This window comes from Aliidiomarina taiwanensis (assembly GCF_003987015.1).
In the GTDB taxonomy this organism is placed as follows: domain Bacteria; phylum Pseudomonadota; class Gammaproteobacteria; order Enterobacterales; family Alteromonadaceae; genus Aliidiomarina; species Aliidiomarina taiwanensis.
The window spans coordinates 26,982-43,057 of sequence record NZ_PIPQ01000011.1 but is presented as its reverse complement, the minus strand read 5'-3'; the positions used below and the strand labels follow the sequence as shown (position 1 = coordinate 43,057).

The window sequence follows — 16,076 nt, the reverse complement described above, 5'->3', positions numbered from 1 at the left end:
TCGAACATGCACAAGAACTTGCCACTCAGTGGCTTTGGCTTTATAACAACGAACGGCCTAACACGGCCATCGGAGGCATTCCGCCCAAACAATTAACGCAAGCGGTTCATTAATTCTACGAATAACTGCTGCTTAAAATGGGGGGATTACATTGTCACTACTTAAAAATTAACCAGTTGGGGCGTTAAGGCTTGATTGTGCCACGCTATTCAGAAGAACGTAAGCAAACAGTTCTTAGTAAATTATTACCGCCGCTAAATATGACGGTAGCAGAAGTATCTCGAGTTGAAGGCATTGGCCTGCAAACTTTGTATAATTGGCGAGATAAAGCCAAATTACAGGGGCGCCCAGTGCCAGGAAATAAACCAACGCCAGACCAATGGTCCGCAGAAGCAAAGCTAGCCGTCGTTATTGAAACCGGCTCAATGAATGAAGCCGAACTAAGTGAGTATTGCCGCGCCAAAGGTCTCTATGTTGAGCAAGTGAAAGCGTGGAAAGCAGACTCATTAAAAGGCTTCGTGAGCTCGCGTGAGCAAGAGCTCGAAGCGAAGCAACAACGTAAAGCAGATCGCAAAGAGATTAAACAGCTTAAGCGCGAGCTTCGCCAAAAAGAAAAAGCGTTGGCTGAAACCGCAGCGTTATTGGTATTGCGAAAAAAGCTGGATGCGTTCTGGGAGAACGACAGCGAGGACGATTGACCTCGGTCTCAGAGCGCGCGCAATACGTCATGTGGATACGAGAAGCAAAAGAGTCTGGTGCTCGGCTGCCACTGGCCTGCGAAGAAGCAGGTATTAGCTTACGTACTTATAAACGTTGGTATAAAGGCGGCAACGTGGTTGCTGATAAGCGTCCAGATGCTATTCGTCCAGAGCCGGTGAACAAGCTCTCACCGGCTGAGCAAGAAAGTATTTTGGCTGTGTGTAACGAAAAACGCTTCGCGAGTTTACCGCCCACGCAAATCGTGCCGACATTGTTGGATGAAGGCCAGTATTATGGCTGTGAATCAACGTTCTATCGCGTATTGAAGCAGCATGGACAGTTACATCATCGTGGCCGTAGTGTTGCCCCGAAGGGCGCAAAAGCACCAGCGACTTTTGAAGCCACAGGCCCTTGCCAGGTGTTTTGTTGGGACATTACTTATTTGCCGAGTAACGTCCGCGGGCAGTTTTATTACCTGTATATGCTCGAAGACTTATTTAGTCGCAAAATCGTTGGTCATGAGGTTTACGAACAAGAATCTGGTGAGCTTGCCGCTGAATTATTACAGCGCACGCTGATACGTGAAAACTGTTTACACTCTGGTGTTGTATTGCATTCTGACAATGGCGCGCCGATGAAATCACAGACCATGCGAGCTAAAGCTTATGATCTCGGTGTGACGACCTCTTACAGCCGGCCGCGTGTGAGCAACGATAATCCGTTTGCAGAATCGCTGTTCAGAACTTGCAAATATCGGCCTGAATGGCCTTCTCAGGGCTTTAAAAGCCTAGAAGAGGCTCGTGAGTGGGTACTTAAGTTTACACGCTGGTATAACTACGAGCATAAGCACAGTAAATTATGCTTCGTAACGCCGCATCAGCGTCATACTGGACAAGATGAAACCATATTAGCTAAGCGTAAACAGCACTTGGAAAAAGCAAAAGCAGCCAACCCAAGCCGCTGGGGTAAACGCAATGTTCGCAACTGCAAACCCGTCGGCCCGACAACATTGAACCCGGAAAAGCCGTCAGTTAAACAGGATGAAAAACAGGCCGCTTAAATGACAAAAAAGTGTCAACTATCTTGAAAAACACCGAAGTTTGTAAATACAGCCTTATCGAATTCTTGAATTCCAACTTGAAGACGGTCTTCTTGATTCCCATCTTCGTTATAAACTTTAACTTCATGAGCCATGCCGTCAGAGACCGTCGTTATTTTCAATTTTTCAGCGGGGTGACGTTTCCCCTGAAATAACACCAAATTTTCAAGCTAAGGGATCCCCACATCTTTTTTAAACACATGTGGTTTCCTCAAATAGCTCATGATGGGCCTGAGCTAGCATATGATTCGTAATTTGGTACCTTCGGTGCTCCAATACTTGGAGCGCCAGATAGCAATAGGACAGGACTGTAAATACCCCATTTATAACACAGTCATCTCCTTAAGAAACGTTACTATATTTCTTTTAAATGCCCGTCATGTATAAGTAAACGCCGTTGTGCTTTTTCGGCAATAGTTTCATCATGTGTGACAAGGCATAGCGTCATGCCTTGCTTATGTAGTGCCTCTAATAACTTCATTACATCTTCACCGGTTGTAGAATCAAGGTTTCCGGTAGGCTCATCAGCAAACAGAATGTCTGGCTTGTGCACAATAGCTCGGGCAATGGCGACTCTCTGTTGTTGCCCCCCTGAGAGCATATCGGGGTAAAAATTTTCTTTACCGGCAAGCCCGACTGAATTTATGGCGTGTCTCACCAACGCTTCGTGCTCTTCACTTTTAATATGGCTGGCAAACTTTAAAGGTAGCTGCACATTTTCTTGTACGGTCATATCGCCGATAAGGTTAAATGACTGGAAAACAATACCGACATGACGCCCGCGGAGGACCGCAAGTTGGTCTCGATGTAGTGACGCCACGGGAGTGCCGGCAAGTAAATATTCACCACTTGTTGCAGGCTCTAGAAGAGCAAGAATAGACAACAAGGTTGACTTCCCGTGACCGGATGGGCCGCATATGGCGACAAATTCGCCTTCGTTAATTGCCACATTGATTTCTTGGAGAACAGGGTGGTTTTCATTTGCTTGCTTGTACTCTTTAGATATGTTTTTTAACTGAGCAATGATCATTGTTGTACCTCGCGTGGGGCATCTCCAAGCCAACGGTGAGCGGAGGTGACTTCTAATAAGGTGCCGGGCGCTAACTCAGTGAGAACTTCAACGAGTTCTCCATCGGTATATCCAAGTTCAATGTCGCAAGGTGTAATGAGCTCGTGCCGATAGCAATAAATTTCGTAATTTCCAGGGCCCCGATACCAAGCAGGGGTTGGTATAACAAAGGGTGCAGTGGATGAGCTAAGGGTAAGTTCTACTGGAACATCCTGCCCTTCAGTAGCGTAATTTTCTACAGGCTCAACAGGGGCAAGCCAGACAGGAAGAGAGCCGCCCTCGACACGAGCTCCAATACGAACTACTGTGGCAGAGAGAGTGAGGTTGCCAACAGAAAACACACCTTGTTGGCCAACGTTAATTCGCGAAAGCATGCTGGGGGGTATCAGCACACGAATTCCTAGGTCTCCACTTTTGTAGTAACTTAATAAAGGAGCGCCTGCGTCAAGCGCAGCTCCGAGGGACAATCTACTATCGAGCTCGAGTACTGTCATTTCCTCTGGTGCGATAATGGTAAGCTCGCTTAACTTTCGTTGTTTAAAGACAATTCTGCTTTCCAAGCGACTAATTTCATCATCAGCACTCTGTTGGCTGAGGGTGAGTTCTTGTTTGGCAAGACTTTGCTCTTGCTGTTGACGAAGAAGCTCAATCTCTGCCTGCTTAGCGCGTAGTTTTGCTACATTAAAGTCGATGTCAGAAACGAGGTTTATTTCATGCAGTGTTGTCTCTGACTCAAGTCGAGCTCTTTCCATCTCAGCATTTCCCCTAGCCAGCTCAACTTCATAAATTTGACTCTGCAAGCGCTGCTCCGCTCGCTGAATACGCAAAGCAAGCTCTGACTTGAGCGCAGATAATTCCATTTCTAGCAGCTCAACTTCTTCCTGTAGTTCTAAATTAATGAGTTTAGCCAACGTTGTTCCCGCTGTCGTTTTACTTCCTGGACTGATCAAAATACTTTCAACGGTTCCCGGAGTGCGTGCAATTAAAATGCGTTGCTGATGCAGGTGAACTTCTCCGGTGAGTCTATAATGAGGAGTAATAGTCCGCTGTTCTGGCAAAGCAAGTTGAAGCTCGGAATAACGGAGTGTTCTGTCAAACACGCCAGCGATAAATAGACTGGTAAAAGCGAATGTCATAGAACCGGCAACGAATAGCCATAAGGGCCAATTTATTAATGGCTTTTTCCTATTCATTTTATCGAGCGATGTTTTGATACGACTCATGTGACATCCTTGGAAAGTGAGGCTGGATCCAGCCGTACGAGGTGTTGATATGCTTTCGTGACGATTCCAAAAACGATGAGTGTTACAAACAAGAGAGCGAGCAAGGTTGTTTGAAAAGCCACACTCACTTCAATTTCATGATCAATCACTTTGGCAATGGATAGGGCAAAAGCTGCGCTGAATGGCAGAAATGCAACTAAAGGCCAAATCACTTGACTTAGCAGTTCTCGCCTTAGGTGACTTGTTGTTGCCCCAAGAGCCAAGTGAACCGTAAAGGCCCACTTTTTTGCAGTTAACCAATGACTCATTGCCACCCATAAACTAAGAACTGCGATGACTGTTATTGTAAGAGAAACAACACTCAAAACATGAAGTAAAAGGTAAGGCCGTTGCATGCGTTCAGCACGCAAAGCGTTTATAGACTTTAAATTATCTAAAATAATACCGTTATTAAGGTTTGATACTATATTAAACAGCTCTTTTTCTAACTCTGAATAAGCCCCATCCCATTTCACCAGTAAACTCGATGATGGAGAAGCTGTGAGCCGCCAAATTACAGGGGTTGGAGAAGACAATGGATCAAGCCAGTAGCTATCTTTTATGACTGCGGTAACTTGATATCTAATGCCTTCAATCCATAGCTCTGGCAGGGTGTCAAAGCGAAGCCCGAACTTACTTAGCAAGGATTCGTTCACCGCAACTTCATTTGCTGCGCGAGGCCATTCACCTTTTATCATCTTGTGGTGAACGAGGTTTTGATAATTACTCCCGACATTCGCTATCGATATGGGGACTGGCTGGCGCAAACTTCGACCGCCGATACTGCTCACGTTACCTCGATAGATGGGCTCTCTCATCGGTATCATGTTCGTAGCTGCGGCTCTCACGTTTTTATTGCTAAAGTGCTGTAATGCAGTGTCTACAGTTTGTGTGCGTCTACGTAAAGTTGCATTATCAACTTGGTATCCTGAAGCGAGTGTAAACGTGACAGCATACAGGGACTCACTATCAATATAATCTGGTTTTTCGAGTGCATCTTGAAACTGGAGTATGGCTGAAAATAGAGCCGCTGTAATGACGACTAGTAGCATTAAGGCGCCTCCGGCCCACGGTAAATGGTGGGATGTGAAGCGTCTGGTAGTTGCTCGAATAGTTCTTAAAGAACTTGATAGGTTTGTTAAATTTCTTATTAAAGCTCTCGCGGAAAGAGCCAATACAAGCGAATATAGCACAGCAAGCAAAACGGCTGACTTAAAAAAAACGGCTGTATCCACTCTGATCCGTTCAAATCCCATTAATTGAAGGAGATAGGTTGCAACGGTTGGAAGCAAAGCACATACAAGGCTAAGCACAACAACTCGCATTATTAGCCACTTCTTTAAAAGCCAAAGTATAAGTGAACGGCGCGTAGCACCAACGGTCGTCATTAATGCCAACTCACCTTGTCTGTGTTGTACCCAGAACTTTGAAAGCGCGTAATCAGTTAGAACGAACAAAAGACCAAGGAAAATAGCCGCTGAGAATATGTAATTATTCAATTCCTGCAAACGCGCGAACTCATGAGGGGCATATATAATCCCCTCAATATGAGAGAACGAGGGCGATGCGCTACTTGGGTAGTCTGCTGTTTCATTTTTAATCTGCTGAGCGTAAAAATACAGAGGAAGATCTGCCGTTATCAAGTCTCGAAGATGTTCTGGTACTCCATGGTAAATTGCCTCGTCTAGGTGCTTTATAGGAAAATAAATATCGGTCTTTCTGTTCAGACCCGCAAACCCGTCAAGCAACCCTGCCACCATAAAGCGTACGTTCCCAACAAGCAGCATGTCGTTTTCGACTATGCGGTGTTTGTTTGCAAACTCCTTATGCACGAGTGCTTGAAAGGGCTTAATCTCATGGAGTGGTGAATTCACACCAAGTATTGAAAAGAACTGTGGGTTGACAAAAGCCACTTGACTGTCCAGAGCTCTACCTTCATGAGTGACCTGACGACGGAAGTGACTTGCTTGTAAATAGGTAGCCTGAGGTGTTCGATTGAGTGTGTCAATTTGACGCTTTGAAAGTAGCTCTAAATTCAGTTCTTGAAAGCTATCCGTGTCTTGCTGTGAGAAAATGGATATCCACTTGCCACTTGGCTCTGAGCCAGCCGGAAAAGGGCTGTTTATCGTGAATGCGATAATAAGGCTCGCGCCGAGCACCGTAAATACGGGTGCCATGAAGGGGAGCAAGATCACAATTGAGAGATGACGCCGATTTCGGCGCCAGAAGGAACTGAACATAAACGGCCAAGTTCCCATTAAAGAGCACGAAATTCAAATGTTCCGCGCACTCTCACCGGTAAGGTTGGTTGGCTAACACGAGGCTCAAGCTTTGAATTTTTCATGGCTGTAATGATGATATCGGCATAACCATGATTCGAAGGGAGTTCTTCGATAACAGAAACACGCGCTAATTGACCATCACTATCTAGCTCCCATTCAAGGGTAACAGTCACATTAAGCTTGAAAAGTGGTGTGCCGTCTTCAGTTTGCAAAACCTCGGGGAACTCTGTGATGGTCCATTCAGAGTTAAACTTCTCTGTGGAAATAAGAGGCACCTCGGCAGCATTGGCCAAATTAATATTTAAAAATAAAACAGTTAATAAAAAAAATCGGATATGTTTCATTATGACAGTCCATAACTCGCAGTGACTATTAAAAAAGAGCGCCGCGCAGTTGCGGCGCAATGCACCATGTTTCTACAATTATTTTTCTACGTATACGATTCGGCAAACTTCACCATTTTCATCGCAAACATACACTTTATCAATACCGCCCCATGGTGATGACGAATAACCGCAAATACTCACACAACGTGCATACGCATCGGCAGCTACAACAGATGAAAACACAAGAGCAGCAATTGTAATTATACTTTTTTTATTATGCCCATTTTTAATTCCCTGATTTAATGTTACAGGTTAATTAGCCTTCACCTTTTAGCGAAGTGTTTAAAACTATATCACGGGTTTACATTTTTGCAACAAATCAAACTGAGTTAATGATGAGCCTATCAAGGTGCCTGCTCGTATCATCATGGGCTAATAATCTCGCTCTGATTCGGACTCATGCCAGTCTCCGTTTTCTTCAAGACCGCAATGCTCTCTGTTTCAGTAAATTGTGATTTTTAAAAAGCAAATGCAGTACGAGTAGAGAGAGTGTTGCACTTATTAGTTGAATCTAGAGGGTTTAAACAACCCGATGTTATTTTTAAAGAGCAATTGCAGTACGCAACGAGCGAGTGTTGCAGTTATTAGTTGAATCTAGGAGGCTTTACTTGCGGGGTTAACGCATTTCGAAAACCAGACGGATAAGGATTCTATTGAAGAGGGGATTAGTTATTATAGAGATGTGTACAAAAGCGACCCAAATAGGGGTGACGTGAAAGATTCTTGTTCGAGAGAGCCGGCAACACAACAACCCAGTCCTTCAACAGGCGGTGGCGGTGGTGGCGAATATTCGTTCATTAGACCTTTTGTTGCCGGCGGTTCAATACAGTTTCCATTGTTTGGTTCGATTTGCGATCCAGGTGAAGATTGCTATAGAGAACCAAAATACGACAACGATCCCAATTAAACATGAGTAAAACATAATGAAAATGCTCTATTTGAAAACGGGGCAAATTTTAGGCCCGATATTCAGCGTCCTCATAGTACTAGTTATAATAAACTTTATTAGTGGGTCAGCTAGAAGCAATGATGAAGTTATCGGATATGGTATGCTTTTGCCCATATTTGTGATTCAAATTAGTCCTCTCATATTAGGTTTTGCTCTAACAACAGCTATTTCTAGCTTATTGTTATATAGAGACAAAAATAATAAGGAGATTCGTTTGCCTAATAGAGCATGGATCGCTCTCTACAGGATTAACTTAGCAATTACTATTATCGGATTAATTATATTTGGAATCCCATTCATGTTATTTTTGATAACATTTTTGACCTTTGAATAGACAGAAATACGCTAACTGAAGTCAAATTGTAATCCCCCCGGAAAATCGGAGCAGTTATAAGTAGAAAATTCCGTTAAACTAAAACGAAAAACGGGCCATCTGGCCCGTTTTGTTAGTTCCCGCTGTTTGTGCGTTCTTGATGTTCACGCCGGCGCTCTTGGTGGTGGCGACGTCGCTCTTCGTGGTGGCGTATGTGCTCTTTGCCTTCTTCATCTCGGTGAATTTCAATCCGCTCGATAATGACATCGCGGCGCTCATCACGCATGCGCTGCATGCCTTCTTTGAAAGCATTTTCATCCAGCATGCCGGTACCGTCTTGATCCAGCTTGCTAAAAAGTTTTTCAGCGCTTTCCCGCGCTTGGCGCTCACGTACTTCGACCATTTCGTCAAGCGAAACATACCCGTCATTGTTTAAGTCAAACTCTGTAAACTGCTTTTGTAAAAACTCCGCTCGCATTTGCTGAAACTCGGCACGCATATGAGGGCGAGGTGGCATAGGCGGGCGTGGCCCCTCCCCTTGGTATTCACCGTCAATATGCTCGAACCACATCATACGGTGTCGGTCTGAGCGCGGGGTGTCTGCCTCTACTTCAATCACTACTTCTTCTTTTTCGGTGTCGGCTAGGGCTGGCAAGGCGGCGCCAGCTACTAACGACGCCATGGTTAGTGCTAATACGTTATATTTCATTTTCTTTTCTCCTTAACAGGAACTTCTCACACACGGTTGGTACTCACAGTACGCAGTATGCCTGCCAAGTGTGCAGCAAGTTTGTGGCAAATATGGAGACATTGTGAAGCTGCTATTTATATCTGCAAAAGCATTTTGTTTATGAGCAAATTCAGCCACTTAAACATAGTGTAAAGACAAAGCCCAAGCTTGCAGGTCAGCATATATGAACTAAGCTGTCGGTGTACCTTCAATAATAAAAGGAGTTATACCATGCTAGGCACCTTAGCGATTATTCTTATTGTGCTTTGGTTATTAGGGTTTGTTAGTTCGTACACAATTGGTGGTTTTATCCACATCCTGCTGGTTATTGCAGTGATTATGCTGTTGGTACGTGTTATTCAAGGTCGACGGTTATAACACAACTAATTTATAGCCTACACCATAAACCGACTGAATAAGTTCTACCGCAGGGGCCACTTCAGCCAGTTTTGCCCGTACGTTTTTTATATGGCTGTCTACGGTGCGGTCGCTGACTATGCGGTGGTCGTCGTATGCGGCGTTTATGAGCTCTTCGCGCTTATACACTTTGCCAGGCTGTTCATGCAGCTTTGCTAATAAGCGAAACTCAACAACCGTTAGGTTTAAAGGGGCCCCATTAAGGTGTGCACTAAATGCTTGGTGATTAAGCCTTAAAGGGCTTTCGGCTGTTTGTGGCTGGGCTTCCCCTTGCCACTGTATGCGGCGCAGCATGGCGTCGACCCGCGCGACGACTTCGCGCGGACTTATTGGCTTTATCAAGTAGTCGTCGGCGCCTAGCTTTAAGCCTAAAATACGGTCGAGTTCGTCGTTACGTGCGGTTAAAAACAAAATAGGTACTTTACTCTGCTCCCGCAACCGGCGGCACACCTCTAAACCGTCCATTCCGGGCATCATAATATCCAGTAAAATAAGGGAAGGCTGGTTTTCTGCCGACGTTGTTTCGAAGGCTTCAAGCATGGCCAAGCCGTTTTCAAACGCCTGGCAGGCATAACCACCGTGCTGTAAGTAGTCACTAAATAAGGTTCGAATTTCAGGCTCGTCGTCGACAAGCCAAACAACAGCCGCATTGGTTACTTGTGGTCTCATACTGGGTTCCTTGGCAACTCTATTTCAACGTGTAAGCCACCGAGTGCGCTCGGCTTGAAGTGCACCTGGCCGTGGTGGGCCTGCACAATACTTTGCACAATAGACAGCCCAAGGCCACTTCCGCCCGCACTGCGGCTCCGAGCAGGATCTGGCCGGTATAAACGTTCACCTAAGCGCGCACACTGCTGTACGGTTAGCCCTGGAGTTGAGTCTTCCACTCGAATACGTACCTTATGTGCATCACGCATATCTAATGTACATACCACGTGCCCCGGCGCTGTGGTGTAGCGCAAGCTATTTTCTAGCACATTGGTCAGCGCTTGCTGGAGCCTGTCTGCGTCTGCAACAAGCTGCGTATTTTCACCTTGCACCTGGTAAGTAAGCACCAACCCCAATTCGCTGGCTCTATGCTGATAGTTGTCCACCCAGGTGGCACATAGGCTGGCAATATGACAAGGCGCCCAGTGGTACACCAAAGCACCTAAGTCTGCTTGCGACAATTGGTACAAGTCGTTCGTTAGCCTACTTAAGTGCAACACTTGCTGGTGCAGTCGTGCTTGGTGAGCGGCATCGGCTGGGCGTATGCCGTCTTGCACTGCCTCTATATCTCCTTGTAAAACAGTCAGCGGCGTGCGTAGTTCATGGGCCACATCGGCCAGTAACTGGCGTCGATGTTTTTCGCTTGCCGCCAAGCTACCAGCAAGCTCGTTCATGTTGGCAGCCAGTGCACTCACATCGTCTCGGCCACGGGCGTCAGCTTTTAGTGTGTAATTGCCTTGGGCCAAGGACTTGCTTACTTTGGCTAAGGAAAGTAACCGCTTTCGTAAGGCAATACTGACAATACTTGCCACCGCTGCTGCCAGTAACAGCGCCAACGCTCCTGCATACACAAAAGCACTGGTTTGTTGTGCTTGAAACACTTCGTCAATAGGACCGTGAGTTCCAGTGGGCTTTGGAGCCGAAAGCCGACCAATGACATGGGGCTCGCCGAATGGGTTTGCAAGGTAAATATACACTGCCACGTTATCCGCAATGGGCTGGCCAAAAACCGTTCGGCCCGCGGGTGTTTCTAGGTGTAACTGCTCAAACACCAATTGCGCATCCATGTTTAGTTTGCTTGGGTTAAAAAACACATCCCGCTGAATAGCTTGTAGCGCACGCCGCCACGCTCGGACCGAACCAAGCCTGTCTTCGGCTGTTTGCTCTTGCTCATAATAGTCGGCCAACACGATCGCCACTTGGCTCATTCGGTCACGCTCTTGTGCTTCCAAATAACTCATAAAGTTATATGAAAAGTAGCTTCGGACCCCCAAAAGAACCAAAGCGACAAGAATTAAGCTGGTACCGGCGATGGCAATAAAAAACTGCCAGCCCGTGCTTAAATAACGCCAGCCTTTCACAGGGCTGGCTCCGCAGAAGCGAGCTCATGCAAGGGCACAGCTGCAAAATAAATAGCTGGGCTGTTTTCAATACTGTCGGCTTCGTGGCTCGAGTAGTAACTGACATAGGCCACGCAGTCGCGTACTACCAACCCTGCGTAACTGGTGTCACCTGCCGAAGGCAGCGTGCCGCATTCTGTTAGCTGGCCGGTTTCTCTGCACACCCAAACAAAACTCGTGCGGGCCGAGGTCAGTTCGCCGTCGGTGTATCCATACAAGCGCACCACGGCCAGTAAGCGGCCGTCGTCTAAACGCACCATAACGGGCCCGCCAATTCGTTGATTGCACGTATGCCAATGCCATTGAGTATATGGCGGTTTAGCCGAGCCCAATAGCCCATGCTCAGGATCTCGTCGTAACAAGCACCAAGCCGTGCCGTCTGGGTCAAAGCACAGCCCACTTTCATTGCTGTATTCATCTCGCAGGTCACTGCCTCGAAGTCGCTCCAACACGTGCTGGTAATTCACGCCGTCCGTTGTTTGGTATAAGCGCGTATGGCTGTCGCCTCCCACCTTATACGCTACGCCCAAACCTGTCTTGCCATGGAACGTGACCCGCCATAACCACAGGTCCTGTTCGCCAATGGCTGTTGGTCCCTGCCAGTTATTCGCAGCTATTCGTTGCCAGGCATACACTTGGTGAGAGTAACCAAAGGTTTCCCGTGACACTTTCAATGCAGCAAACACAATAAGCTGCCCTTCAGGGTTTACCATCAGCTTGGGGTCGCGCAAGTCCCCGGCCGCTTCAAAAAGCTGTTCTGACTGCCAATGGGTGCCGTCTTCCGAGCGCAGCAAACGAATACAACCGTCGCCTGAAACATGCGTATTTGCTTCTCGAAAAACACACCACCACGCATGCTCAAACCAAGCAAGATCCGTAAAGGCATTATGCTCGGCCTGGCTCCATATACGCTGAGCAGAGAAGTGCGGAAGACTAGTCATGGCCGGCCACACGCTCTTGCTTTAGCACATGTGCTTGAACGTCTGCAGCCATTTGTTGCAGTACGTGGTGCCACGCTTCACTTAAAGCGGCCACAGCAGCACCATAGCCTTCACCTGTCAGTGGCAGCCTGTGCTCTAGGCGGGCTGTGTGTATAACCCCTTGCCCGCGATGCTGAATGTACCATTGAATGTCTACCCGAGCGGTGTTGTCTGCGGTTATCTGAAAAGCATCCACTAAAACATCTAGCCGATAGTAAGTGCCCACTTGCTGTGAATGCAAGCGCCACGCAGCACCGGGGTAAAGCTGGCCGAGCCCTTGTCGTAGCTGACGTTGTAGCTGCCGGTCGAGGGCTTCCGCCCAGCGGTGTTGGCGCGTCAAAACAATTTCTGCCCCCGCTTGTTCAACCACCAAACCTGTACCACCTAGATAGTCGGCCAAGCTGACCACTCCAATGGCAACCGGCGCTGCTGCGCTTACGGGTTGTGCCGTATAGCTTGGCTCGGTTAGTAAATAATAATGCACTTTCGGCGTATGGCTGGCACAGCTTGACAACAACCACACGCTTAACAAAATAAACCAGACTCTCATTATTGACTCCCTACTTTCGGGTCACGGGGTATGCGCGCATCGAAAAATAAAGCGCTGGGGTTATCGCGCAAGGTTTCACTTAAAGGCTCAAGCTCTCGCAATATACTGTGCAAACGCTCAATGGAACGAGTTAGTTCTGAATAGGCAGGCGCATCGGCCGAATAGCCGGAAAGGGTTTGTTCAAGCTCATTTAATGCATTCACCAACGCCCCCGGAAGCTCTTGCGTGCTCGCTTGTGTCAACAGGCGGTTCAGCTGCTCGCTGGTTGCATGAATCCCCCCCAACACTTCTTCTGAGTAGGCCAGCGTTGAGGTAGCTGTGTCAATAAACTCTGCAAACTTGACGCTATTCAGGCTGTCTAACAAGGCCGTAAGTTTCTGGTCTAACTGGGTAAAGCTATTTGTTACCGAAGGGAACACCGTATAACCATGTGTATTTGCCACACCTTGGTAGGACTCGTCCGGATACAGGTTTAGGTCAACAAATAAGGCCCCCGTTAGCAAGTTCCCAGCACGCAAACTGGCGCGTAAGCCTTCTGAAAATAAGGCTTCAAGGTTCGCTTCCCAGGTGGCCAAGCTTGCAGCTGTTACGTCAGCGTTCACTCGCTCCGGCTCAAAGCGTATCAGCACAGGTATTTTCATATCTAATAGGGAGTCGGCGCTGCCTTCCATGCCGTGGAAGGGCACTTCTTCCACAGTTCCTACCCGCACCCCACGGTATTCAACCGGTGCGCCCTTATTCAGCCCGCGTACGCTGTCTTCAAGCAACACCACATAATGAATAACTTGGGTGAAGCGGGCCTGCTCAGCTGCTTCTTGATTCGCGTACAACACAAAGCGGCTCATATTTTCCACCGGCTCTGCGCCAGCGTTATCACTCAAAGAGGCGAAAGTAATGCCGCCACTAATCAAAGACTCTAGCGAGCCAATATTCACTTGCGCACCCTGCGAACTTAAGTCGAGTTGCGCTCCTGAATGCATCCAAAAGCGTACATCGTCCGTAACTAAGCGATGGTAAGGGGCTTCAATAAACAGTTGATGTTGCATGGTTTGCGTACCTGGGTCGAAGGTGACCTGTTCAACCCGGCCCACTGTATAACCTCGGTATAGCACGGGGTCGCCTATTCCCACTTGCTGCGCACTTTCAGACTCCAGTTGAATGCGAATGCCCTTTTGTCCCGCAGGCGTTACCGGCGGTGCGTCAAGCGCAACAAACTGAGTTTGCCTGTCGTCGGCCGTGCCTGGCTCTAACTGAATGTAAGTTCCCGAAAGTAACGTTCCTAAACCACTCACTCCGCCGGCACCAATGCGTGGTTTTTCAACCCAAAAGAGCGAGTCACTGTTGAGCATGCGGTCTGTGTCGCGGTACATGCGAATATCAATAATGGCGTAGTCGAAGTTATCGGCTAAGCGCACCGACTCTACCCGTCCTACGGCCACATCTTTGGCTTTCACTAACGTTTTACCGGCCTCAATGCCTTCTGCGCGGGCTACCTCTAAGGTGATCAGTTCACCCCGGCTGGTTACTGTGTCGTATGCCATCCAAACACCAATGGCGATGGCGACAATTGGCACCAACCAAACTGAACTAAGCCTGCGTCCTACACGCCGCTCTGCCCGTTCCACATTGAAATTGCTTTTAGAGCCCATAATGAGGTTGCCTTTCCTGTTCGTTCAAGGGTTCATAGGTACTGTCTGCCGAAGCCCACAATAAACGTGGGTCAAATACCATGGCAGCTATCATGGTGAGTATCACAACCGCAGCAAAAGCTGCTGCCGCTGCGCCCGGGTATATACTCATAATGACGCCTGCTTGCATTAACGCTACGGTAATCGACACCACAAATAAATCAATCATGGACCAGCGCCCAATTATCTCGGTTATCCGGTACAACCGCATACGGCGCTTGGTTGCCATAGGCCTGGGCCGCGCGGCTAATAAGCACAAATAACTTAATACCAGTATTTTTGCGATAGGCACAACAAAGCTGGCTGTAAAAATAATGACAGCTAACACATAACTTCCGGTGTCGACGAGCTGGATCACCCCACCCAAAATAGTGGAATAAATTGTGCCGCCAATCGTTACTGTGGTCATCATGGGGTATAAGTTTGCCGGAATGTAAAGCACCACGGAGGCAAGAAGAAAAGCCCACGTTGCTTGCAAGCGGAAGTTAGAATGAAAGCCCAAATGCGCTTCACACCGAAGGCAATGATGGTTCTGCTGTTCATTCAGTAGCCCACAAACAGGGCACCCAATAATCCCCTGACTTGCAGCGGTTGCCCCTGTGTGCGCCTGAGGAGGTGGTTGTTGCTCGTGGCATAATGCAAACCAAAGCCAGTCTGCGTCTACTAAACTGACGGTACGCACTAAGAAAAGTACATATAAACAAAAAGCAATGAAGGACAAGCCCAGGTTCACATGCGCCATGTTCATAAGCTTGCCTATGCTAATAAGCACACCTAGAAGAAATACGTCTGTCATAAGCCACGGCTTTAGCCGGCTTAACATTCGGGCAAGCAGGCGCACTCCTGGCCATGTTTTCCGGCGGGCTACCGCGCCATACAAATAAAGTACGGCAAGCAGAAAAATTCCGGGGAGAATAACAATGGTCAAAGCAATCAGCAGGCCAAGAATTGGCCAGTCGTTGTTAAACATGGCCTGGGCAGCGTCAACCAGTACAATCTCTTGGAAAATACCGGCCATGGAAAAGGACATAAGTGGGAAAGGTAGGGTCAGCAACAGCATAATAAAGGCGCTTAAGGCATAGGCTAATACCTTCTGCGCTGGGGCATGATGGCGGTGCACCAGTACTCGCTCACAACGTGGACAGTGAGCCGACTCACCCGCCTTTAATACTGGCAGTGCAGAAACCCAATCACATTCTGGGCAGGCCCGCCAGCGCCGACTACTCATGACTCTTGTGGCGGCTCCGCGTCGGTTAATGCGTTTAATCGCTGTTCAAGGGCGTCGATACGTTGGCGTAAATGCAGTACCATTTGCTTTTGTACTTCTAATTCGTCTTGTGTCACTACGTCTAAACGACCTAGTTGTTGCTGTAGGGTTTGTTTCACCCGGCTTTCAATGTTGTCAGCCGCATCCCGCACACCAGCTGGAATACTGTCGGTTATTTGTTTGGCTAGCTGTTCTATTTTTTTACTGTCTAGCATGTGCTGCTCCTACTGTATTTTGTTTCGTGCCATCACTATAACACGAGCCTGCGGCATCGTTC

General features: G+C 47.6%; 14 protein-coding genes. 2 read left to right on the top strand and 12 right to left on the bottom strand.

Annotated features, from left to right (window positions below; all coding sequences use genetic code 11):
• The first annotated feature begins 197 nt into the window (after nt 1-197).
• Nucleotides 198-1,759 (top strand): IS3 family transposase gene (locus tag CWE15_RS11190; protein WP_126758177.1). Its coding sequence is split into 2 segments (ribosomal slippage): nt 198-666 and nt 666-1,759, totalling 1,563 coding nucleotides; the frame shifts between segments, so codons are not numbered across the junction.
• A gap of 394 nt (nt 1,760-2,153) precedes the next feature.
• On the opposite strand, the gene CWE15_RS11185 is transcribed toward CWE15_RS11190, so the two are convergent.
• From CWE15_RS11185 to CWE15_RS11165, 5 genes are all read right to left on the bottom strand, one after another.
• The gene (locus CWE15_RS11185; protein ID WP_126758176.1) at nt 2,154-2,828 is read right to left on the bottom strand and encodes an ABC transporter ATP-binding protein; all 675 of its coding nucleotides are present in this window, start codon (nt 2,826-2,828) and stop codon (nt 2,154-2,156) included.
• Nucleotides 2,825-4,090 (bottom strand): efflux RND transporter periplasmic adaptor subunit, encoded by a 1,266-nt coding sequence (locus CWE15_RS11180; protein WP_126758175.1) that lies wholly within the window; start codon nt 4,088-4,090, stop codon nt 2,825-2,827. The genes CWE15_RS11185 and CWE15_RS11180 overlap by 4 nt, the downstream gene beginning before the upstream one ends.
• A complete protein-coding gene (locus tag CWE15_RS11175; protein WP_157980760.1) occupies nt 4,087-6,306 on the bottom strand; it encodes an FtsX-like permease family protein in 2,220 nt (739 codons plus the stop codon). Before CWE15_RS11175 ends, CWE15_RS11180 begins: the two co-directional genes overlap by 4 nt.
• A gap of 80 nt (nt 6,307-6,386) precedes the next feature.
• Nucleotides 6,387-6,755, bottom strand: coding sequence for a hypothetical protein (locus CWE15_RS11170; protein WP_126758173.1), 369 nt, complete (start codon nt 6,753-6,755; stop codon nt 6,387-6,389).
• A gap of 1,437 nt (nt 6,756-8,192) precedes the next feature.
• Nucleotides 8,193-8,768, bottom strand: coding sequence for an EF-hand domain-containing protein (locus CWE15_RS11165; RefSeq protein WP_126758172.1), 576 nt, complete (start codon nt 8,766-8,768; stop codon nt 8,193-8,195).
• A gap of 252 nt (nt 8,769-9,020) precedes the next feature.
• Here CWE15_RS11165 and CWE15_RS11160 point away from each other — a divergent pair, with 252 nt between their 5' ends.
• The gene (locus CWE15_RS11160) at nt 9,021-9,167 is read left to right on the top strand and encodes a lmo0937 family membrane protein (protein WP_126758171.1); all 147 of its coding nucleotides are present in this window, start codon (nt 9,021-9,023) and stop codon (nt 9,165-9,167) included.
• Here the strand turns inward: CWE15_RS11160 and CWE15_RS11155 are convergent.
• From CWE15_RS11155 to CWE15_RS11125, 7 genes are read right to left on the bottom strand one after another with little or no spacing between them, the layout of a single operon-like run.
• Nucleotides 9,162-9,875, bottom strand: coding sequence for a response regulator (locus CWE15_RS11155; protein ID WP_126758170.1), 714 nt, complete (start codon nt 9,873-9,875; stop codon nt 9,162-9,164). The two genes, CWE15_RS11160 and CWE15_RS11155, sit on opposite strands and share 6 nt — an antisense overlap.
• Nucleotides 9,872-11,275, bottom strand: a complete 1,404-nt coding sequence (locus tag CWE15_RS11150) for an ATP-binding protein (protein WP_126758169.1) — start codon at nt 11,273-11,275, stop codon at nt 9,872-9,874. Before CWE15_RS11150 ends, CWE15_RS11155 begins: the two co-directional genes overlap by 4 nt.
• Nucleotides 11,272-12,255, bottom strand: a complete 984-nt coding sequence (locus tag CWE15_RS11145) for an exo-alpha-sialidase (protein WP_126758168.1) — start codon at nt 12,253-12,255, stop codon at nt 11,272-11,274. Before CWE15_RS11145 ends, CWE15_RS11150 begins: the two co-directional genes overlap by 4 nt.
• Entirely contained in the window at nt 12,248-12,844 is a 597-nt protein-coding gene (locus CWE15_RS11140; protein ID WP_126758167.1) for a PqiC family protein, read from the bottom strand. Before CWE15_RS11140 ends, CWE15_RS11145 begins: the two co-directional genes overlap by 8 nt.
• Nucleotides 12,844-14,493 carry an intermembrane transport protein PqiB gene (gene pqiB / locus CWE15_RS11135; RefSeq protein ID WP_126758166.1) on the bottom strand — a complete coding sequence of 550 codons (1,650 nt, stop codon included), beginning with the start codon at nt 14,491-14,493 and terminating at the stop codon, nt 12,844-12,846. Before pqiB ends, CWE15_RS11140 begins: the two co-directional genes overlap by 1 nt.
• Nucleotides 14,483-15,760 carry a paraquat-inducible protein A gene (locus CWE15_RS11130; protein ID WP_126758165.1) on the bottom strand — a complete coding sequence of 426 codons (1,278 nt, stop codon included), beginning with the start codon at nt 15,758-15,760 and terminating at the stop codon, nt 14,483-14,485. The genes pqiB and CWE15_RS11130 overlap by 11 nt, the downstream gene beginning before the upstream one ends.
• Nucleotides 15,757-16,014 carry an accessory factor UbiK family protein gene (locus CWE15_RS11125; RefSeq protein ID WP_126758164.1) on the bottom strand — a complete coding sequence of 86 codons (258 nt, stop codon included), beginning with the start codon at nt 16,012-16,014 and terminating at the stop codon, nt 15,757-15,759. The genes CWE15_RS11130 and CWE15_RS11125 overlap by 4 nt, the downstream gene beginning before the upstream one ends.
• Nucleotides 16,015-16,076: the final 62 nt, after the last annotated feature.